This window comes from Micromonospora globbae (assembly GCF_036184225.1).
GTDB lineage: Bacteria > Actinomycetota > Actinomycetes > Mycobacteriales > Micromonosporaceae > Micromonospora > Micromonospora globbae.
In genome coordinates, this window is sequence record NZ_CP108084.1 from 1,812,097 (window position 1) to 1,831,922 (window position 19,826).

Sequence of the window (19,826 nt, forward strand, 5' to 3'; positions counted from 1 at the left end):
GCTGGGGGCGGTCGTCGGTCTGACGACTCCTGATCCGCCGCGCGCTCCTCTTCGCAGCGCCGCGCGCTAATTATCGGATTGCTAGTAACGATAATCCGATAATTAGTCCGGACAATCGCGACATAACCAACGCACACCATAATCACAGTTATGTGCGGCTGGGCGCGGGCCAGGGCGCGCGGGGTCGGCGTCTCGGTCAGCTGGCGAGCTGGTCGCGGCGGCGGGCGAGGTAGGCGCGCTCGGCCGGGTTGCCGGCGAGACCGATGGCCCGGTCGTACGCCGCCCGCGACTCGCCGCCGCGCCCGAGCCGCCGCAGCAGGTCGGCGCGCGCGGCGTGGAAGGCGTGGTAGCCGTCGAGGACCTCGGCGAGCCGGTCGACCTCGGCGAGCCCGACCCCGGGGCCGTCGACCTCGGCGACCGCGACCGCCCGGTTGAGCCGCACGATCGGCGACGAGTCGAGCAGCACCAGCCGGTCGTAGAGGGCGGCGATCGTCGACCAGTCGGTGTCCCGGACGGACGGCGCGTCCGTGTGGACCGAGTTGATCGCGGCCTGCAACTGGTAGCGCCCGGGTGGGTCACCGCCGGCCGCCACCGCGTCGATCCGCTCGCGGAGCAGGGCGTTGCCCTCGGCGATGAGGGTGCGGTCCCATGCGCCGCGGTCCTGCTCGGCGAGGGTCACCAACTCCCCGGTGCGGGACACGCGCGCCGGCCGCCGGGCGTCGGTGAGGAGCATCAGGGCGAGCAGGCCGGCGACCTCGCCGTTGTCCGGGAGGAGAGTGCGCAGCAGACGGCCGAGGCGGATCGCCTCGGCGGTGAGGTCGACGCGTACCGGCTCGTCCCCCTCGCCGGGAAGATAGCCCTCGTTGAAGATGAGGTAGACGACCGCGAGGACGCCGGCGAGCCGCGCGGGGATGTCGTCGGCCGAGGGCACGCGGTAGGGGATGCGTGCCGCGGTGATCTTCGCCTTGGCGCGGGTGATCCGTCGCGCCATCGTGGCCTCCTGCACCAGGAAGGCGCGGGCGATCTCGGCGACGGTGAGGCCGCCGAGCAGGCGCAGGGTGAGCGCCACCCGGGCCTCCGGGGCGAGCGCGGGGTGGCAGCAGGTGAAGACCAGTCTGAGCCGGTCGTCCTCGACCGGGCCGGTCGGCTCGGCGGGGGTGTCGTCGTACACGAGGCGGGCCGCCCGGTGCCGGGCGTCGCGCTGCGACTCGCGGCGGAGCCGATCGATCGCCTTGCGGTTCGCGGTCGTGGCGAGCCACCCGCCGGGGTTGGGTGGCACGCCCTCGCGCGGCCACCGCTCCGCAGCCGTCAGAAACGCATCGGCTGTCGCTTCCTCGGCGACGTCGAGGTCGCCGAAGCGGCGCGCGAGACCGGCCACCAGCCGCGCCCACTCCTCGTGGTGGGCACGGGTGATCGCCTGCTCGACGGTGGGGACGGTCACGACACCAGCGGCGCTCGGACGGATTCCGCTGTGGGGAGGGGGCGCACCTCGACGGGGCCGCCGCGCGCCGACGAACCCGCGGGCGGCACGGCGACGTCGAGGTCGGACCGCGCGCGCCTGGGCACGGCGCTCACTTCTCCCCGGGACCAGGGAACCGGTGCACCTCCTGCGGCCAGTCGAGTGCGGTCGCGAGTCTGCCGGCCCAGTACCGCGCCGTCTCGTCGTCGGGCACGTCCACGACGGCGAAGCCGCCGAGGTGCTCCTTGGTCTCCACGTACGGGCCGTCGGTGAAGACGGGTTTGCCGTCGACCGACTCGACACTGCACACGGCCGTGGACCGGTCGAGCGCGCCGTTGCTGAAGACCAGGACGCCGTGGGCCCGCATCTCCTCGATCACGGCCCGGCCGGCCACGCCCTTCTCGCGTATCTCCTCCGCCGTGTGCGGGGGCACCCACTCGTCGTTGAAGCTGATCAGGTACTCCGTCACGCTCGTCTCCTCCCAGACCCCGGACGAGGCCCTTCCCGACCACCGGCGGCCCGGCCAGCCGCCGCACACTGGTTCCACGAACGGCGGGGCCCCGATACGACACCATCCCGGCAGATCCTTTCAAGGCAGCGCCGGGCTTCGGGTCAGCCCCCGGCGCAGGAGGACCGACTTCGCAGGACGGCGGCGAGCTAGGACGCCCCGGGCGCCATCGCCGTCGACCGGCAAACATCAACGCGGTCGGCGTCCTCGTCGGAAGGGCCGTCGAGGCTGCTCGACGGGCGTGGGGGATGGATCCGGCCGGTGCCGTCGGTGAGCCGGCCACCCGCGCGACCGTTGCGCACGGCGATCACCTCGGCCGCGATGCTGACAGCGGTCTCCGCCGGCGTGGCGGCGCCCAGGTCGAGCCCGGCCGGCGCGGCCAGCCGCGCGAGCGCCTGCTCGCCGACCCCGGCCGCCCGTAGCTGCGCCACCCGGTCGGCGTGCGCGCGCCGGGAGCCCAGCGCCCCGAGGTAGGCAACCGGCAGGGGGAGCGCCACCCGCAGCAGCGGCAGCTCGAACTTCGGGTCGTGGGTCATGGCGAGCAGCACGGTGCGCCCGTCCACCCGGCCGGCGCGCGCCTCGGCGGCCAGGTAGCGGTGCGGCCAGTCCACGACGACCTCGTGGGCGTCGGGGAAGCGCCGACGGGTGGCGAACGCCGGTCGGGCGTCGCACACGGTGACGCGGTAGCCGAGGAGTGCGCCGACGCGGGCCACGGCCGCCACGTGGTCCGTCGCCCCGAACACGATCATCCGGGGTGGGGGCGGGTAGGCGGCGACCAGCACGGCGATCTCCGCGCCGTCCACCGTGTGGTGGCGGACCTCGGTCCGCGCCTCGGCCAGGAGGTCACGGGCGTCCCGGGCCACCGCCTCGTCGAGCCACGCCGGGCCGAGCGAGCCGTGCCGGCCCCAGGGGCCGACCAGCACGCGGCGGCCCAGCCACGCCGCCGGCCCGGCCACGCAGGTGGACACGGCCACCGCCTCACCCGCGTGCACGGCCGCGACCACCTCGGGCAACCGGGGGAAGGTGTCGCGGTCGATCCGCTCCACGAACACGTCGATCGCGCCGCCGCAGGTCAGGCCCACGCCGGTCGCCGTCTCCGTGCCGGCGCCGTAGCGGAGCGCGCGGGGCAGCCCGGTGGCGAGGACCTCCTCGGCCTCGGCGTACACCGCCGCCTCGACGCACCCGCCGGACACGCTGCCGACCACGGTGCCGCCGGGGCCGACGAGCATCGCGGTGCCCACCGGACGGGGCGAGCTGCCCCGGGTGCCGGTGACCGTGGCCACCGCCACCGGTGCTCCCGCCTCCCACCACGTCAGCAGGTCGACCAGGTGGTCACGCATCCAGACCCACCGCCTGTTCCGGAAGATCGATGTCGGTGTCGTCGGCCACGTCGGCGCAGGGCACGAGGCGGACCGTGTCGCCCCGGGCGCGCAGGTAGTCCCGGGCGCCCCGGTCGCCGGTGGCCGCGTGCGCCACCGCCGGCCAGTGGAGACGGCCCAGCAGCACCGGATGGCCCCGGCGGCCGTCGCGGTAGGTCGCCTGGGCGAGGCCGTCGGCGGTGGCGTCGGCGGCCACCCGGCGTACGGCGGCCGGGGTCAGGCCGGGCATGTCGACGAGCGTGACGACGGCGGCCTCGGCCGTGTCGTCGGTGAGCGCGGACAGCCCGGCCCGCAGGGACGACCCCATCCCGGTCGCCCAGTCGCCGTTCACCACCACCTCGGGCAGCCGCGCCCGGGCCTGGACCCGGTCGGCCTCCGCGCCGAGCACCACGACGACGGGACGGCAGCCCGCGGTGGTGAGGACGTCGGCGGCGTGTTCCACGAGGAGTCGCCCCCGGTAGGGCAGGAGGGCCTTCGGCATGCCGAGCCGGCGCCCGGCGCCGGCCGCGAGCAGCAGTCCAGCCGTAGCCATGAGGGGAGCGTATCGGCTGGAACGCGGTTCTTCGCTCCTCGTTTCTCGTTTTTTGACTGTCCGCGGCCGGTTCTTTTCTCTCGGCGGGGGAGACCGGCGCGCCGGCCGGCCGTGGACCTCAGATCATGCGCCGTAGTGCGGTCTCGACGGCGTCGACCAGCGGATCACCGTCGGTCCGGGGGTGCCGGGCGAGCCCGAGTTCGACGTCCGGCAGGCGGGGCAGGGCGTCCGCGTCGTGGCAGGCCATGGCCGGCTCGAGGTTGACCGGCATGAGCGCCGCGACGCCGAGCCCGGCCCGCAGCGCGGCGAGCACGCCCACCAGGCTGTTGCTCTCGAACGCCACCCGCCAGCGCCGGTCGGCGCGGTCCAGTGTCTCCACGACCGCGGTACGCCAGGCGCACGTGTTCGAGAAGAGCACCACCGGCAGCGGGTCGGCGGTCACGTCCACGTCCTGGCCGATCGCCCAGACCAGCGGGCGGCGTACGGTCCAGCGCGGCGGCCCGGGAATGTGCGGCACCTCGTCGAGTACGAGATGGACGCGGCCCGCGTCGTAGGCCTCCCGCATCGCGGCGGTGGAGAGGCAGAGCACCTCCAGCGTGGCGCCGGGGTGCAGCCGGGCGAGGTCGGCGAGGGCCTGCGGAAGCCGGGACGCGGCGAGGTCCTCCAGCAACCCGACGCCGCAGTGGCCGGTGAGCACGCGCCCGGTCTCGGTGAGTGCCTGCGCGGAGAGGGAGAGGATGCGTTCGGCGTACGGCAGGAGTTCCTCACCCGCCCGGGTCGGCGAGACACCCGACGGTGACCGGTGCAGCAACGGACGGCCGACGACGCCCTCCAGCTTGCGCACCTGCTGGCTGAGCGCGGGCTGGGTGTGCCCGAGCACCGTCGCGGCGCGGCTCATGCTGCCCTCCCGCACGGCGGTGACGAACGCGCGGAGCAGCACGGGCTCAAGATCCCTGGCCATAAGAAGTCATTATGCTGGTGGCAACAAGTTAAGGAGTTCCTGGAGCCCGGTGGGTGATCTAGCGTCGCTCGGGTGACCGGATACCGGCAGGTGCTCGCCGTGCCAGGCATGGCCCCGCTGCTGAGCGTCTCGCTGCTCGCCCGCACCGCGATCACGGCCGACGTGATGGCCCTGACGATGTACGTGGTGCTGGGCCTGGACCTCAGCTACGCGGCGGCGGGTGGGGTCGCGGCGACTCTGACCGCCGGGGTGGCGCTCGGCGGGCCCCTTCTCGGCCGCATGGTCGACCGGCGGGGTCCGCGTGCCGTGCTGCTCGTGACCACCGTCGCGCAGGTCGTGTTCTGGCTGGGCGTGCCGGTCCTGCCGTACGCGGTCCTGCTGGGCGCCGCCTTCGCGGCGGGTCTGCTGATGGTGCCGGCCCAGGCGATCACCAGGCAGGCGATCACCGCGATGACGACCGCGGGACAGCGCCGCGCGGCGTTCGCGCTCGAATCGGTGCAGGGTGAGCTGTCGTACGTCGTGGGCCCGGCCGTGGTGATCCTGTGCGCGTCGACGACGTCCCCCGGCGTGGTGGCGTGGGGGGTCGGCGCGGCGATCGTGGCGGGCGGAGCCGGGATCGCCCTGCTGAACCCGCCCGTACGCGCCGAGGGCGAGGCGGACGTCGGGGCGGCCGGCCCGGCCCCGCGCCGGGAATGGCTGGGCGCCGGCATGATCGCCGTACTGGTGATGGCGTTCGGCACCACGACGCTGCTCAGCGGCGTCGACCTCGCCATCGTCGCGGCCCTCGAGGAAGCGGGTCAGGTCTCCTGGGCCGCCGCGGTCGTCGCGGTGTTCGGCCTGGCCTCCGTCGCCGGCGGGCTGGTCTACGGCGTGCTGCCCCGGCCGGCGCCCACGTGGCTGCTCCTCGGCCTGCTCGGCCTCGTGACGATTCCCGCCGGGCTGGCCACCGACTGGTCGTTGCTGTGCCTGGCCGTCGTCGGCGCCGGGCTGCTCGCGGCGCCGACGCTGTCCTCGGTGGCCGACGCCGTGAGCCGGCTGGCGCCGGCCGCCGTGCGGGGGGAGGCGACCGGCATGCAGTCCTCGGCGCAGAGCGCCGGCTTCGCGCTCGGATCCCCGATCGTCGGGGTGGCCGTCGACCTGTCCGTGCCCGCGGGCGGTTTCGCGGCGGCCGGGTTGGCCGGCATCGCCGCGGCGCTGACCGGGTGCCTGCTCGTGCGCCGCTCACCCGCCCGGACGCGGTCCCCGCACGGGGAGTTCGACCGCGCCGGGACGCCGCAGCCGCGCGAGGTGAGCGCCGGGACACCCCAAGCCGCAGAGGTGAGCGCCGGGCCCGGCGCATGACGCCCGTGGGGACGGTGACGGCCACGGGACCCGCGCCACCGCCGGGAGTCCGGCCGTCGAGGCGTACGTCAGGGGGTGAGCCGGCGCCCCACGGACCGCTATCATGTATCTCGTATCTGTTGTCCACGCGGGTGAGGTGCCGGTGACACCAGACGAGGCGTCGGCGTGGCAGCGGCTCTGTCCGCTGTCGACGGACCAGCTCGCTCCCGTGCCGGCGCTCGCCGGCCACCTCGACCGCCCGGAGGTCGCCCGCCGGCTGGCGGCGGCCGACGCGACCCGCTGCCCGCCGGACGACGTCCTGGCCGAGCTGCGCGACCTCGGCGTCACGGCCGTGTTCGACCCGGACACCGCCACCGCCGTCCACGTCAACGCGCTCAACGCGGTGGCCGCCCGGCACAGCGGCAGCCTGGCCATCACGCTGGGCGTCAACGCGCTGGCCCTGCTTCCCCTGTACGTCGCCGGCACCCCCGAGCAGTGCCGACGGGCCGGCGCCGTGCTGCGGCGGGGCGGGGCCGCCGCCCTGCTCCTCACCGAACTCGACAACGGCAGCAACCTCGCTAGGACCCGCACCCGCGCCGAGCCGGTCCACGGCGGGCACCGGCTCACCGGCGAGAAGCACCTCATCAACGGCGGCACCCGCCACGACCTGCTGGTCACCCTGGCCCGTGTGGCCGGCACCGACGACCTCGGCCTGTTCCTCGCCGAGCGGGACGAGACGGTCACCGCCCTGCCCCGCTGGCGTACGCTGCCGGCCGCCGCCGCGGACATCTCCGGCGTACGGTTCACCGGCACACCGGCCGACGTGATCGGCGCGCCGGGGGAGGGGCCGAACCTGCTGCAACTCACGCTGGCGCTGTCCCGGGGCGGGATCGGCTCGCTGGCCTCCGGCGCGGCGAGCGGGGCACTGGCCGACGCCCTGCGGTACGCCCGCGAGCGGGACGTCTACGGCGAGCCGATCGTCCACCTCGGCGCGATCGCCGAGCACCTGTTCCGGGCCGCCGCGCTCGACGTGCTGGTCGCGTCGACGGCGCTGAAGGCCACCTTCCTCATCAACGCGATCGGCCCGGCGGCGGCGCACGTCACCGCCGTGGCCAAGTACGCCTGCTGCGTCCTGGCCGAGCAGGCGGTGACCGAGGGACGCGCGGTGCTCGGCGCCCGGGCGCTGGTGGAGGAGTCCGGGTACGCCGCCCGCGTACGCGACGTGCTGCTCTACGGCGTCTTCGACGGCACGAGCCACATCATGCTGGACCAGTTGCAGTGGCGGTTGGAGCGCTTCGCCGCCGGCAACGGGCGGGCGGACGACGGCCGCGCGGTGCTGGCCGACGCGTACGCAAGGGCGCCGCAGCCCCTGGTCCGCGTCGCGCGGCTGCGGCTGCGCCCGTACGCCCCGGCCCCGGCCGTGCGTGCCGCGGCCCTCGCCGCCGCCGGCGACCGACCCGCCGTGGCCGCGGTCGGCGCGCTCCTCGCGGCTCTGCTCGACCTGGTCGCCGCGGCCCGGCGCAGCGGGCGGTGGGCCCGCGACCAGGCCTGGCGCTTCGCCGCCGCGGCCGTCCTCGCCGAGGCCGAGGCGCTGCTCGCGGCCGTCGAACTCGTCGATCCCGACTGCCGTGCCCGCGGTGGCCTTCCCGGCCGCGCCGGCGCCTGGGACGAGGCCGCCCTCGGCTACGCGCTGGGCTGGCGCGGCGGCGACCTGGCCGGGCGGGTGGCGCTGCTCGCGGCCGACCTGGCCGCCGACGGGACGGCCGTCCCGGACGGGCCGGACCAGGCCGGTCTGCTCGCCGCGTTCGCGGCGGAACTGGCGCCGGCCCGGGCCGCGCTGCGCGCCCGGCTCACCACCGGCGCGTCGGCCGACGCGCCGGTTCGGGGCGCACCGGCCGCCGGAGACCAGCCGGCCACACCGGACCAAAACGGCGCGGTCACGGCCGCCGGTGGCGACGGCGGGAACGCACCGCCGGACGACCGCCGGGGTACGTCCACGGCCGACACGCTCACCGGCGGAGCGCGCCGGTGACCGCGCGGCACCCGGCGGGCAGGCGGCTGCGGGTGGCCGTCGACGTCGCCGGCGCCGACCTGGGACCCGCGCCCGTGGTCGCGGGGGCCCTGGCCGCGGCCGCCACCGTGGACGTGACGCTCGTCGGCCCGCGGGCGCTCGTGCGTCCGCTCCTGCCCGCCGGCGCCCCGCCGCCCGGCGTACGGCTGGTCGACGCCCCCGACGTCGTCGGGATGGCCGACGAGCCGGTCGCCGCGACGTACGCCAAGCGGCGCTCCTCGCTGCTGGTCGCGGCCGGGGAGGTGGCGGCGGGCCGCGCCGACGCCATGGTGACGCCGGGCAACACGGGCGCCGCGGTGCTCGCGGCGGCCGTCCGGCTGGGACGGGTGCCGGGGGTGACCAACCCGGCTCTGGCCACGGTGCTGCCGGTGCCGGGCGCCGGCCCGACCGTGCTGCTCGACATCGGCGCGACGGCGACCGCGGTGCCCGAGTGGCTCGTCGAGTTCGCGGTGCTCGGCGCGGAGTACGCCCGCTGCCGCCTCGGGCTGGAGCGGCCCCGGATCGGGTTGCTGTCCAACGGCCACGAGTCGGTCAAGGGCGGGCCGGTGCGCCGCGACGCCCACCTGCTGCTCGCCGCGATGCCCGGCTACGTGGGCCAGATCGAGGCGTACGACGTGCTCGGCGGCCGGGTCGACGTCGCCGTGACCGACGGGTTCACCGGGGACGTGGCGCTGAAGATGTACGAGCGCACGCTGGACGCCACCGTGGGCCTGGCCCTCGACGCGGTGCGGGCGTTCTCCCCGATCGGCGCGCTGGCGCGGGAGCGGCAGCGCCGGGTGACGCGGGCGGTGCGGTCGGGTCTGGCCGCCGAGGCGGGCGGCGCGCTGCTGGGCGTACGCGGGGTGTGCGTGATCTGCCACGGCACCGCGCAGGCCGCCGACGTGGAGGCGAGCGTGGGCATCGCCGCGGAGTGCGTCCGGTCCGGCCTGGTGGGTCGGGTCGAGGCGGCCTTCGCGGCCTCGTCCCGGCGGCGGCGCGTCGTGCGGCCGGCCCGCGTCGACCACTGACCCATTCTCGTATCTGGTTTCCAGATACGAGCGTTGATATGGTCTCGGGGATTCCTGGTGTGAGGGTGGTGCGATGTCACAACAGATGATCCAGGTGAGCGACCTGCGCCGGTCCTTCGGCGCGACGGTGGCGGTCGACGGGGTCGGTTTCGAGGTCGCCGCCGGCGAGGTGGTGGGCCTGCTGGGGCCCAACGGCGCGGGCAAGACGACCACCATCCACTGCCTCACGACCCTGCTGCGGCCGGACTCCGGGACCGCCCGGGTCGCCGGTTTCGACGTGGTCCGGCAGGCCGCCGAGGTCCGCCGCAGCATCGCGGTGACCGGCCAGTTCGCGGCGCTGGACGAGATGCTGACCGGACGGGAGAACCTGGTCCTGTTCGGCCGGCTGCTCGGGCTCGGCCGGCGGGCCGCCGCCGCCCGGGCCGACGAGCTGATCGAGCGTTTCGACCTCGGCGAGGTCGCGGGCGCGGCCGTACGCACGTACTCCGGCGGGTTGCGGCGGCGCGTCGACCTGGCCGCGAGCCTCGTGGTGGACCGGCCGGTGCTCTTCCTCGACGAGCCGACCACGGGGCTGGACCCGCGCAGCCGACGGGCCCTGTGGGAGGTGGTCCGGCAGCTGCGGGACGACGGCACGGCGGTGCTGCTGACCACGCAGTACCTGGAGGAGGCCGACCAGCTGGCCGCCCGGGTGCTGCTCGTCGACCACGGCCGGGTCGTGGCCGAGGGCACGCCCGACGACCTCAAGGGCCGGCTCGGCGGCGCGGTCTGCGAGGTGCGGATCGAGGACCCGCGGGACCGGGCGGCGGCGTCCGCGCAGCTGCGCGCGGCCTTCCCCGACCTGACCGAGGACGAGGACGTGCTGCGGCTGGCCGCGGGCTCCGGCACGCTCACCGAGGTCGTCCGGCGGCTGGAGTCGGCCGGCGTCGAGGCCGACGACGTGACCGTCCGCCGGCCCACCCTGGACGAGGTGTTCCTGTCCCTCACCGGCGCCGGCGTGCCCGATCCGGCGGGAGCCCGCCGGTGAGCGCGACCGCGGCGCCGGCGGCCGGCCCGGTCCAGCAGTTCGCGGTGCTGGCGGCCCGGAACCTGCGACAGGCCCGCGCCGGCCGGTCCGTCGGCCTGACCGTCGTCTTCCCGCTGGCGTTCTTCGCCGGCTTCATGGTGGTCTTCCGCCGGTTGATGGCCGACTACGGCATCGCCTACGAGCAGTTCCTGCCACCGGCGATCGTCGTGCAGACCACCGCCCTGGTCGCCATGTCGGCCTGCTACATGGTCGCCGGTGACGCCCGCAGCGGCCTCATCGCCCGGTACCGGACGCTGCCGATGGGCGCGGCCGTGGTGCCGCTGGCGCGGCTGGTCGTCGACGCGGCCCGGGCCGCCGTCGCGGTGGCCGTCATCCTCGTCGCCGCCACGGTGGTCGGCTTCCGGTTCACCGCCGGCGCCGCCGCGGCGGTCGGGTTCGTGCTGCTGGCGGTCGGCTTCGCCGTGGTGCTGGCGGCCGGCTGCACGGCGCTGGGGCTCGGCGCCCGCGACCCCGAGCACGTGTACTCGGCGTTGACGCTGCCGTACCTGGTGCTCACCACCGTCTCCACGGCCTTCGTGCCGGTCGACGCCTTCCCGGGCTGGCTGCAGCCGGTGGTCCGGGTCTCGCCGTTCTCCGCCCAGGTCGACGCCCTGCGGGCGCTCTCCACCGACGGCGCCGACGAGGCGGTGTGGCCGGCGCTGGTGTGGTTGCTGGCCCTGGCGCTGCTGTTCGGATTCGCCGCCGCGCGTTCGTTCCGGAGGAGCCGATGAGCACTCTCGCACAGGCGTCGCTGTTCGCCGGGCGCAACCTGCGCCGGTTCTTCCGGGCACCACCCGCGCTCGTGTACGCGTTCGCCTTCCCCGTCCTGCTGCTGCTCACCCAGTACGCGGTCTTCGGCCGCATCGTGGGCGACGGCGACCGCCAGCACTACCTGGAGCGGCTCGCCCCGCTGGTGGTGCTGTCGACCGCCGCGTTCGGCGCGCCGTCGAGCGCCGTCGGGTTCCTGCGCGACCTGCACGGCGGGCTCGTCGACCGGCTCCGCACCATGCCGGTACGCCCGGGCGCGCTGCTGGCCGGCCGGGTCGCCGGCGACGTGCTGCGGATCGTCCTGATCGGACTGCTCACCACGAGCGTGGCCATGCTCCTGGGCTTCCGGTTCCGGCAGGGCGCACTGGCCGCCGTCGGCTTCGTCGCGGTGATCGCGCTGTTCGGTCTGATGTGGGCGGCCATCGCGCTCTGGCGCGGCTCGGGCCCGGGCGACGAGCAGTCCCTGCCGCCGTCGCTGACCGGTCCCGCGACACTGCTGTTCATCTTCTCCTCCGGATTCGTGCCGGTGTCGGCGTTCCCGGAGGTGGTGCAGCCGGTGGTGCGGGCCAACCCGTTCTCGGTGGCCACGGAGGCGCTGGTCGGCCTCTCCGCGGGCGGGCCGGTGCTGGTCCCGGTGCTCCAGACCGCCGCCTGGGTGGTGGGGCTCGGCGGGATCTGCCTGCTCGTGGCGCTGCGCCGCTACGCCCGCCGCACGGCCCCCTGACGCAACGGCCCGCTTCGCCGTCCGCACGACACGCTGGTCCGGCCGCGCCGCCCCGGGGACCGACCGTCCGGGGCGGCGCGGCCGGCGTGCGGTCGCGGGGATGACGTGGCGCGTGTGCCGGGGTCGTGACGTGGTGCGCGAGCGCCGGCACCGCCGGGCGCGGTGACGTGGGGCGCGCCCCCGGCGCCGTCAGGCGGGGCTCGCCATCCGGTACAGCATCTGCTGCCCGCCGGTCGCGAGCAGTTCGCCGGCGTCGGACCAGACGCGGGCGCGGGCGCCGAGCATCCCGCCGGTGGCGGCGGCCGCCTCTCCCTCCACCAGCAGCCACTCACCGGCGTCGGCGCCGGCCGCGCCCTGGAAGCCCACGTACAGGTCCATGCTCGGCGCCATGAACGTGGTCCGCTCGAACGCCTGCACGATCGCGGGGAACTGCACCACGTCGACGGCGAAGACCAGGCGGGCCGCCGCGAGCCACGGGTCCGCGCCGGCCGGCAGCGGTTCGTGCAGCCGCAGCCAGCCCCGGATCGTCGGCACACCGTCCCGTTGCGGGGTCCAGCCGCCGGCGGGCCAGCCGGACAGCCGCACCTCGTAGCACTGTTCCCAGATCGGCAGCACCGGCAGGCCGTCGCGGCGCATGAGGTCGACCAGGGTGGGCAGCTCCTCGGGCGCGGGCAGGTCCGGCGGCGGCATCCAGCGCCGCTCGGGCCCGACGAGGCCGCCGGCGATCGTCCAGACGTGGGCGGCGAGCACGGTCCGGCCGCGTTGCCGCAGGACGGCGTGGAAGGCCGCCGCCCGGCGGGTGCCGTGGACGCGGCTGACCTCCACCTCGACCTCGCCGTACCGGGGTGGTGCGAGGAACTGGCAGCTCAGGCTGACCGGCAGCATGCCGCCGGCGGCGTGCCCCGCCGCGCGGAGCGCGACCGCCGCGAGGTAACCGCCGTTGGGCCCCCACACCGACCAGTCCTCGGACAGGTGCGCCCGGTAGCGGCCGGGAGTGGTGGGTTCGACCGCGGCGTCGTCCGCGAGGCTGGCCATGGCACCCCTTCCGGGCAGGGAACGCGTCGACCCAAGATACTGCAAAAGAATACGAGATACGAGTACGATGCGGCGCATGGATCTGCGTGACAGTCCCGAGGAGGCCGAGTTCCGCGCCGGGCTGCGGGACTGGCTGGCCCGCAGCGTCCCGGCGGCCGCCGGACCGGACGGGGCCCCGCCCCAGGGCCGGTGGGGCGACATCGCCGCCGTCCGGGCGTTCACGTCGGCGCTGCACGCCGCCGGCTACGCCGGCATCACCTGGCCCGCCGAGCACGGCGGGCGCGGCCTGTCCCCGGTCTACCAGGCCATCTACCTGGAGGAGACCGCGCGGGCCGAGGCGGCCGAGCACATCGGCGTCATCGGGCTCGGGATGGTGGGTCCGACGATCATCGCCTGCGGCTCGCCCGAACAGCGCGCCTGGTACCTGCCCCGCATCCTCAGTGGCGAGATCGTCTTCTGCCAGGGCTTCTCGGAGCCGGAGGCCGGCAGCGACCTGTCCGCCGTGCGTACCGTGGCCCGGCGCGAGGGCGACGAGCTGGTGGTGACGGGGCGCAAGGTCTGGTCGTCCTACGCCCACCTCGCCGACCACTGCCTGCTGCTCGCCCGCACGGACCCCCAGGAGAAACGCCACCGTGGACTGTCCTGCCTCCTGGTCGACCTGCGCTCGCCGGGCGTCACGGTCCGCCCGATCCGGCAGATGACCGGCGAGGCGGAGTTCGCCGAGATCGAGTTCGACGAGGTCCGGGTGCCGGTCGACGCGGTGGTGGGCGGCATCGGTGACGGCTGGCGCGTGGCGATGACCACCCTTGCCCACGAGCGGGGCACCTTCGGCTTCACGCTCACCGCCCGCTTGGAGGTGGCGTTCCGCCGCCTGGTCGCGACCGCCCGCGCCCGCGGGAGGGACGGCGACCCGCTCGTCCGCGACGAGATCGCCGCCCGCTACGTCGAGCTGGAGGGCCTGCGCTGGACCAACCGGCGCGCCCTGGCCGAGCTGGCGCGTACCGGGGTACCCGGCCCGGAGACCTCCGTGATCAAGCTGCGCTGGTCGCAGGCGCACCAGCGGCTCACGACGCTCGCGGTGCGGCTGCTCGCCGGCGGCGGGGAGCCGGACGGCTGGGACCGCTACTGGCAGCACCAGATGCTGCGCAGCCGCGCCAACACCATCGAGGGCGGCACCTCCGAGGTGCTGCGCAACGTGGTCGCCGAACGGGTGCTGGGCCTGCCCCGGTCGTACTGACCGGTGGCGGCCCCCGCAGCCCGCGCCTCGTCCGCCCCCCCGCGCCGGCATCCCTCATCCGCCCGCGGCCCGCCGCGCCGTGGGACCTCATCCGCCCCGCCCACGAGGAGACAGCAGATGGACTTCGCACTGACCGGCGAACAGGAGGCGCTGCGGGACACCGCGGCCAAGTACCTGGCCGACGGCCGGGCGTCCGCGGGGAGCGGCCAGGCGTGGGCCGACGCCGTCGGGCTCGGCTGGCTCGACCCGGAGCTGGGCACGGTGGAGCTGGCGCTGATCGCCGAGCAGCTCGGCCGCGCGGGCAGCCCGCTGCCCTGGTGGGCCACGGTGGGGCTGGCCGCCCCGGCACTGGGGGCGGCGGGCCGGCCGGTGCGGCGACCCGCGACGCTGGCGTGGGCCGAGCCGGGCGGCCCGGACACCCTCGCCGCCTGGATCCGCGCCGCGGACGGTGGCGCCGGGTCCGTGGCCGGCGGCGGGGAGGCCCGGACGGGCGCCGGGTCCGCGGCGGCGAACGGCGGCCGAACGGCGGCCAGGTCCGCGGCGGCGAAGGGCAGCGCGCATCCCGGGCCGACCTGCGTCGTCGCCGCCGACGGCACGGTGACCGGACACAAGATACGCGTACCGCACCTCGTGGACGCCGCGGACGTCGTGGTGGCCGCGGCCGGTGCGCACGGCGTCGAACTGCGCCTCGTCGACGGGGAGCACCTGCGTCCGCGCCCGGTCGACGCGGGGCCGCACGGGCTCGACGCGACCCGGCCCGTGGCGTCGGTGGAACTCGCCGCGGTGCCGTCGGTCCCGCTCGTCGCGCCGGACCGGGCCGCGGACGTGCTCGCCCTGACCCGGCGGCGTGCGCTCGCGCTGCTCGCGGCCGAGGGCGTCGGCGTGGCGGCGCAGGCCCTCGCCACGGCGACCGGGCACGCCGCCAGCCGGACGCAGTTCGGGCGGCCGATCGGCGCGAACCAGGCCGTCGCCCACCCGCTCGCCGAGGTCTACGGCCAGGTCGAGACGGCCCGGTCACTGGCCTACCGGGCGGCCTGGTCGGTCGACGCGGAGTCCGGGCCGGCGGCCGACCTGGCGGTCGTCACGGCGACGGCCGCCGCCCGCGAGGCCGCGACCGCCGCGTGCGAGGCGGCCATCCAGACGTACGGGGGGAGCGGCTTCACCTGGGAACAGCCGCTGCACCGCTGGTACCGGAGGGCGTGGTGGCTGGCCACGTTCGACGGTACGGTCGCGGACTTCCGGGCGGAGCTGGCCGGGCTGCTGCTGGACGGGCCAGGCGACACGCGCTGAGCCGCGCCGGGTTCCTGCGGTGGTGGCCGGGGCCCGGCCGGCCACCACCCGCGCTGATGCGTGGCCGGCCGGTCGGCCCGGTCGGCGGGTGGCGTGGGTCAGGAGACGGAAGGCCGGTAGGAGCCGAAGCTCCAGAGGTTGCCCTCGGCGTCGCGGACGGAGTATCCCTGCCCGCCGTAGTCCTCGTCGCGCAGCTTCTGCACGACCTCGGCCCCGGCGGCGACGACCCGCTCGTAGTGCGATGCCACGTCGTCGAGCACCACGTAGACGGCGGCGGGCCCGGTCTGCATGACCATGCGCCCGTCGCTGCCGTCGGTCTCGGAGGCCAGCATGACCATGCCGTTGCCCCAGCTGAGCTGGGCGTGGCTGATGGAACCGTCCGGGCCGGGGACGACCAGGTTCTCACGGAAACCGATGACGTCCACCAGCCAGCGGATGGCGGCCGGCGCGTCACGGTAGCGCAGCGTGGGGATGATTTCCGGACCTGTGTTCATGGGCGTGAGTCTAATGAAGAATCGCGGATAGCACATGCTGTGCGGCGTGGCATGTCGAGTATTCGGCTACCCTGTGCCCATGCTTCGCTACGACTACGTGATCGTCGGTGCGGGTGCCGCGGGGGCGGTGCTCGCCGCCCGGCTGAGCGAGGATCCGGGGCGCTCCGTGCTGCTGCTGGAGGCCGGGCCGGACCTCACCGGGGCGGCGGTGCCCGAGGTGCTGCGCACCGGCTCGGTCGACGCGGAGGACGGCTTCGACTGGGACCTGCGGGCGACGGTCGTCGCCGGCCGGGAGGCCCCGCTGCGGCGCGGCCGGGTGGTCGGCGGCTCCACCCAGATCAACGACCGGGGCGCGATGCGCGCGCCGGCGGCCGACTTCGCGGCGTGGGCCGCCCGGGGTCTGCCGGAGTGGGACTGGTCGGCCGTGCTTCCCGCGTTCCGCCGGCTGGAGAGCGACCAGCAGTTCGGCGACCGCGACTACCACGGCGCCGACGGCCCCGTCCCGATCACCCGTTGGTCGCGTGGCGAGCTGACCCCGGCCATGGACGGCTTCCTGGAGGCCGTGCTCGCGCTCGGCCACGAGTACCAGGAGGACATGAACGCCCCCGACGCCGTCGGCATCGGGATGTACCCGCAGAACCGGCGGGACCGGCTGCGCATGTCCACGACGCTCACGCACCTGGACCCGGCCCGCTCCCGCGCCAATCTCGTCGTGCGCGGGGACGCGGAGGTGGAGCGCGTGGTGCTGGCCGACGGGCGTGCCGTCGGCGTGCAGGTGGCGGGGGAGACCATCGGCGCCGGCGAGGTGATCCTCTGCGCCGGCTCGCCGTACAGCCCGGCCCTGCTGCTGCGCTCGGGCATCGGCCCCGCCGACGAGCTGCGGGCCGCCGGGATCACCCCGCTGGTCGACCTGCCCGGGGTGGGCGCCGACGTGATCGACCAGCCCGGCGCGATCATCCTCGTGGTGCCCGAGCCGGAGACGATCACCGGCGACTGGCCGCGTACGCAGCTCATCGCCCGGCTCGCCGGCATCCCCGGCCACGAGCCGGACCAGGGCTTCTACCTGAGCCTGTTCACCGGCATGAGCACCTCGCGCGGCGCCGGGGCGGGCCTGGACAAGCTCGTGGGCGCCGACCAGGTCAACACCGTGATGATCGGCGACATGGCGATGGCCTCCCGGGGGCGCGTCGGCGTACGCGGCGCCGACCCGGCCGCGCCGCCGGTGGTGGACCTCAACTTCTACTCGGCGGAGGGCGACCTCGCGCGGATGCGGGAGGCGTACCGGCACGCGTGGGAGATCGCCAACCAGGCCGCGTTCACCAAGACGGTGGCACGGTTCGCGCTCGTCGACGACCGGCTCATGGCCGACGACGAGCAGCTCGACCAGGTCCTGCGGGCCACCACGTACAGCCGGCTGAACCTGGTGGGCGGCGCGCGGATGGGCGCGGCGGACGACCCGGGCGCGGTCGTCGACGGCCGGTGCCGGGTGCGCGGCGTGGCCAACCTGCGGGTGGTCGACGCCTCCATCGTGCCCGTGCCGTTGCGGGCACCCGCCGCGCTCACCAGCATGATGCTGGGCGAGCGCGCTGCGGAGCTCATCGTCGGCTGACGACCGGTGGCCCCGGGGGCGACGCGCGGTCAGCGGCGCAGCAGGGCCGACAGCGGCGCCCCGGGCTCGGCCACGGCGGCCCGGGCGACGGTGAGGTACCCGTCGAGCAGCCGTTCGGCGTCGGCGGGCGCCAGCCGCGGGGTGTGAAACAGCAGGACCCGCAGCCCGTGCCCGCGCGGCGCGACGGCCAGTTCGGTGCCGAACCGGCTGCCGATGGCCTCCGGCACGAGCAGTTCGAACTCGGTCCCGCCCACGTGTACCCGGTGCGCCAGCTCGGCCATCATCTGGAACACCACGTCGTCGACCCGGCCGCCCAGGTTGGCGCTGCCCGTCGGCACCGCCTGGTAGGGCTGCTCCTGGTTGGCGAACGCGGCGGCCGTGGTCGCGTGCGTGGCCCGCAGCAGGCTCTCGAACGTGGCGAACGGTGGCAGGCGGGTGCGCAGCACCACCATGTTGGCGCAGAAGCCGACCGTGCGCTGGATCTCGGGTCGGGTGCGGTTGGCGAACAGCGAGGCGACGGCGAGGTCGCCCTGCCCGGTGACCCGGTGCAGGACGGCGTAGTAGACGGCCAGCGCCACGGTGAACAGGGTCATCCGGTGCCGCCGCGCCAGCTCCCGCATGGCGCCGGCCACCTCCGCGTCGAGGTCACCGCCCAGCACGCCGGGGGTCGCGCCCGGTGGCGGCTCGCGGTACGGCAGGCGGGGCAGCCGCAGCCCGGTCAACTGGGTACGCCAGAACTCGCGTTGCCGCTCCAGGTCGTCACCGGCCAGTCGCTGCTCCTGCCAGGTCACGAACTGGCCGTACTGCCACCGCACCGGGGGCAGCTCGGCGGGCAGGCCGCGCTGCCGGGCGTAGAGCGCGCGCAGCTCCTCGAACAGCAGCCCGCAGGACCAGGCGTCGGTGACGAGGTGGTGCATGGTGAAGCACAGGACCACCTCGTGGTCGGTCACCCGCCACGCGGTGGCCCGGGTCGGCCACTGCGCCACGTCGACGCGGGTGGCCAGTTCGGCGGTGACGGCGGCGTCGGCCGCGGCGTGCGGATCCGGCTCGCCCCGCAGGTCGACCACGCGCAGCGCGACGGGCCGCGGGTCGTGCACGAGCTGGGACAGTCGGGGGCCCCGCCCCGCGAACGTGGTCCGCAGCGCCTCGTGCCGGGCCGTGAGCCCGGTCAGCGCGGCCTCCAGGGCGGCCAGGTCGACGTCGCCGGTGACCCGGCAGAGCAGGGGGCAGTTCAGCGCGCCGTGGTCGGCGCGGTAGTGGTCGATGATGCCGAGCAGCCGTTGCCCCACGGAGGCCGGGAGGGATCGGGGCGCCACGGTGAGACCGTACCGCCGTTCATCGTATCTGTCATCAAGGGTCTGGCATCTTGTGTCCACTGTCGGTACCTTGGGCGCATGTCTGGACTGTCGGTGACCACGCCCGTGCCGGCCCGACTGACGTGGCGGTACGACTCCGAGATGCCCCGCGTTCTCTCGCTCTACGAGCGGGCCAAGAGCGCACAGTGGAACGCCAGCACCGACGTCGACTGGTCGATCGAGGTGCCGTTCGGCGAGCCGCTGCCCGACGACTCGGCGTTCGCCATGGCGTCGTTCGACGCCTCACCGCTGGCCCGGCGCGGCCGGCGGATGTGGGACACGTTCCGGTGGGAACTGCAGTCCTGGATGGTGAGCCAGTTCCTGCACGGCGAGCAGGGCGCCCTGGTGGTCGCCGCGCGGCTGGTCGAGGTCGTGCCGGACCTCGACAGCAAGTACTACGCGGCCAGCCAGGCCGCCGACGAGGCCCGTCACGTCGAGGCGTTCTCCCGCTACCTGCGCGAGAAGGTTCCCGAGCCGTACCCGATCAACCCCGCCCTGGCCGAGCTGCTGGAGGACCTGCTCACCGACACCCGGTGGGACATCACGGCGCTGGGCATGCAGATCGTGGTCGAGGCGCTGGCCATGGCCGCGTTCCGGCTGGCCAACAGCACCTTCCACGACCGTCTCATCTGCGACATCACCCGTCTCGTGGCCCGCGACGAGGCCCGGCACGTCTCCTTCGGCGTCCTGTCGCTGGAGGGCATCTACCGCGAGATGACCCGGGCCGAGCTGGCCGACCGGGAGGAGATGGTGCTCGACGCGGCGAGCCTCATGCGGCGCCGTTTCCTCCTCGAGGACGTGTGGGAGCGCATCGAGGTCGACCGCACCGAGGGCGTCGACTTCGCGTCCCACAACGAACTGATGATCAAGTACCGGCAGGCCATCTTCGCCCGGGTGGTGACCGCCCTCGCCAACATCGGCCTGCTCACACCCCGGGTCCGCGAGGGTCTGGAGCGACTGGACCTCATCGGGTTCGCCGACCGCTCGATCCGCGTCCCCCGCGCCTGACCTGGA

At 75.4% G+C, this 19,826-nt stretch carries 18 protein-coding genes; 10 read left to right on the forward strand and 8 right to left on the reverse strand.

The genetic code is table 11. From position 1 onward, the window contains the following. Window positions 1–196 precede the first annotated feature (196 nt). The 5 genes from OG994_RS08065 to OG994_RS08085 form a co-directional block, all read right to left on the reverse strand. Entirely contained in the window at window positions 197–1,441 is a 1,245-nt protein-coding gene (locus tag OG994_RS08065; protein ID WP_328852696.1) for an RNA polymerase sigma factor, read from the reverse strand. 130 nt (window positions 1,442–1,571) lie between these two features. Next, window positions 1,572–1,928, reverse strand: a complete 357-nt coding sequence (locus OG994_RS08070; RefSeq protein WP_120330736.1) for a YciI family protein — start codon at window positions 1,926–1,928, stop codon at window positions 1,572–1,574. Window positions 1,929–2,116: 188 nt separating this feature from the next. Beyond that, window positions 2,117–3,307 carry an XdhC family protein gene (locus tag OG994_RS08075; protein ID WP_328852697.1) on the reverse strand — a complete coding sequence of 397 codons (1,191 nt, stop codon included), beginning with the start codon at window positions 3,305–3,307 and terminating at the stop codon, window positions 2,117–2,119. Continuing rightward, window positions 3,300–3,878, reverse strand: a complete 579-nt coding sequence (locus tag OG994_RS08080; RefSeq protein ID WP_328852698.1) for a nucleotidyltransferase family protein — start codon at window positions 3,876–3,878, stop codon at window positions 3,300–3,302. Before OG994_RS08080 ends, OG994_RS08075 begins: the two co-directional genes overlap by 8 nt. Before the next feature lie 118 nt (window positions 3,879–3,996). Next, the gene (locus tag OG994_RS08085; RefSeq protein WP_328852699.1) at window positions 3,997–4,839 is read right to left on the reverse strand and encodes a LysR family transcriptional regulator; all 843 of its coding nucleotides are present in this window, start codon (window positions 4,837–4,839) and stop codon (window positions 3,997–3,999) included. 72 nt (window positions 4,840–4,911) lie between these two features. Here OG994_RS08085 and OG994_RS08090 point away from each other — a divergent pair, with 72 nt between their 5' ends. From OG994_RS08090 to OG994_RS08115, 6 genes are all read left to right on the forward strand, one after another. Further along, on the forward strand, window positions 4,912–6,180 hold the full coding sequence (locus OG994_RS08090; protein WP_328852700.1) for an MFS transporter: 1,269 nt from the start codon (window positions 4,912–4,914) through the stop codon (window positions 6,178–6,180). A gap of 142 nt (window positions 6,181–6,322) precedes the next feature. Further along, the gene (locus OG994_RS08095) at window positions 6,323–8,191 is read left to right on the forward strand and encodes an acyl-CoA dehydrogenase family protein (protein ID WP_328852701.1); all 1,869 of its coding nucleotides are present in this window, start codon (window positions 6,323–6,325) and stop codon (window positions 8,189–8,191) included. Further along, the gene (locus OG994_RS08100; RefSeq protein WP_158610139.1) at window positions 8,188–9,237 is read left to right on the forward strand and encodes a phosphate acyltransferase; all 1,050 of its coding nucleotides are present in this window, start codon (window positions 8,188–8,190) and stop codon (window positions 9,235–9,237) included. The genes OG994_RS08095 and OG994_RS08100 overlap by 4 nt, the downstream gene beginning before the upstream one ends. Window positions 9,238–9,310: 73 nt before the next feature. Then, window positions 9,311–10,261 (forward strand): ATP-binding cassette domain-containing protein, encoded by a 951-nt coding sequence (locus OG994_RS08105; RefSeq protein ID WP_120330742.1) that lies wholly within the window; start codon window positions 9,311–9,313, stop codon window positions 10,259–10,261. Further along, complete coding sequence (locus OG994_RS08110) at window positions 10,258–11,031, forward strand: ABC transporter permease (protein WP_120330743.1); 774 nt, start codon at window positions 10,258–10,260, stop codon at window positions 11,029–11,031. Before OG994_RS08105 ends, OG994_RS08110 begins: the two co-directional genes overlap by 4 nt. Beyond that, window positions 11,028–11,792, forward strand: a complete 765-nt coding sequence (locus tag OG994_RS08115) for an ABC transporter permease (RefSeq protein WP_328852702.1) — start codon at window positions 11,028–11,030, stop codon at window positions 11,790–11,792. Before OG994_RS08110 ends, OG994_RS08115 begins: the two co-directional genes overlap by 4 nt. A 189-nt stretch (window positions 11,793–11,981) precedes the next feature. Here the strand turns inward: OG994_RS08115 and OG994_RS08120 are convergent, their stop codons facing one another. Beyond that, window positions 11,982–12,827 carry an acyl-CoA thioesterase gene (locus tag OG994_RS08120; RefSeq protein ID WP_328852703.1) on the reverse strand — a complete coding sequence of 282 codons (846 nt, stop codon included), beginning with the start codon at window positions 12,825–12,827 and terminating at the stop codon, window positions 11,982–11,984. A 76-nt stretch (window positions 12,828–12,903) separates the two neighbouring features. Here OG994_RS08120 and OG994_RS08125 point away from each other — a divergent pair, with 76 nt between their 5' ends. Together OG994_RS08125 and OG994_RS08130 are read left to right on the forward strand one after the other, a co-directional pair. Further along, window positions 12,904–14,064, forward strand: a complete 1,161-nt coding sequence (locus tag OG994_RS08125; protein WP_328852705.1) for an acyl-CoA dehydrogenase family protein — start codon at window positions 12,904–12,906, stop codon at window positions 14,062–14,064. 117 nt (window positions 14,065–14,181) lie between these two features. Then, window positions 14,182–15,354 carry an acyl-CoA dehydrogenase family protein gene (locus OG994_RS08130; RefSeq protein ID WP_328852706.1) on the forward strand — a complete coding sequence of 391 codons (1,173 nt, stop codon included), beginning with the start codon at window positions 14,182–14,184 and terminating at the stop codon, window positions 15,352–15,354. A 98-nt stretch (window positions 15,355–15,452) separates the two neighbouring features. Here the strand turns inward: OG994_RS08130 and OG994_RS08135 are convergent, their stop codons facing one another. Next, entirely contained in the window at window positions 15,453–15,848 is a 396-nt protein-coding gene (locus OG994_RS08135) for a VOC family protein (RefSeq protein ID WP_328852707.1), read from the reverse strand. Window positions 15,849–15,927: 79 nt separating this feature from the next. Here OG994_RS08135 and OG994_RS08140 point away from each other — a divergent pair, with 79 nt between their 5' ends. Further along, window positions 15,928–17,457, forward strand: a complete 1,530-nt coding sequence (locus OG994_RS08140) for a GMC family oxidoreductase (protein WP_328852708.1) — start codon at window positions 15,928–15,930, stop codon at window positions 17,455–17,457. Window positions 17,458–17,486: 29 nt separating this feature from the next. On the opposite strand, the gene OG994_RS08145 is transcribed toward OG994_RS08140, so the two are convergent. After that, entirely contained in the window at window positions 17,487–18,773 is a 1,287-nt protein-coding gene (locus OG994_RS08145; protein ID WP_328852709.1) for a condensation domain-containing protein, read from the reverse strand. Window positions 18,774–18,851: 78 nt separating this feature from the next. On the opposite strand from OG994_RS08145, the gene OG994_RS08150 reads away from it, so the two are divergent. Next, window positions 18,852–19,820, forward strand: coding sequence for a ferritin-like domain-containing protein (locus tag OG994_RS08150; protein WP_120330750.1), 969 nt, complete (start codon window positions 18,852–18,854; stop codon window positions 19,818–19,820). Window positions 19,821–19,826: the final 6 nt, after the last annotated feature.

Excerpts from the sequence above, each read along its gene's own strand:
- OG994_RS08120 (WP_328852703.1), bottom strand. The coding sequence starts at position 12,827 with ATGGCCAGCCTCGCGGACGACGCCGCGGTCGAACCCACCACTCCCGGC.
- OG994_RS08150 (WP_120330750.1), top strand. The coding sequence starts at position 18,852 with ATGTCTGGACTGTCGGTGACCACGCCCGTGCCGGCCCGACTGACGTGG.
- OG994_RS08115 (WP_328852702.1), top strand. The coding sequence starts at position 11,028 with ATGAGCACTCTCGCACAGGCGTCGCTGTTCGCCGGGCGCAACCTGCGC.
- OG994_RS08140 (WP_328852708.1), top strand. The coding sequence starts at position 15,928 with ATGCTTCGCTACGACTACGTGATCGTCGGTGCGGGTGCCGCGGGGGCG.
- OG994_RS08080 (WP_328852698.1), bottom strand. The coding sequence starts at position 3,878 with ATGGCTACGGCTGGACTGCTGCTCGCGGCCGGCGCCGGGCGCCGGCTC.
- OG994_RS08125 (WP_328852705.1), top strand. The coding sequence starts at position 12,904 with ATGGATCTGCGTGACAGTCCCGAGGAGGCCGAGTTCCGCGCCGGGCTG.
- OG994_RS08135 (WP_328852707.1), bottom strand. The coding sequence starts at position 15,848 with ATGAACACAGGTCCGGAAATCATCCCCACGCTGCGCTACCGTGACGCG.
- OG994_RS08085 (WP_328852699.1), bottom strand. The coding sequence starts at position 4,839 with ATGGCCAGGGATCTTGAGCCCGTGCTGCTCCGCGCGTTCGTCACCGCC.
- OG994_RS08130 (WP_328852706.1), top strand. The coding sequence starts at position 14,182 with ATGGACTTCGCACTGACCGGCGAACAGGAGGCGCTGCGGGACACCGCG.
- OG994_RS08075 (WP_328852697.1), bottom strand. The coding sequence starts at position 3,307 with ATGCGTGACCACCTGGTCGACCTGCTGACGTGGTGGGAGGCGGGAGCA.
- OG994_RS08105 (WP_120330742.1), top strand. The coding sequence starts at position 9,311 with ATGTCACAACAGATGATCCAGGTGAGCGACCTGCGCCGGTCCTTCGGC.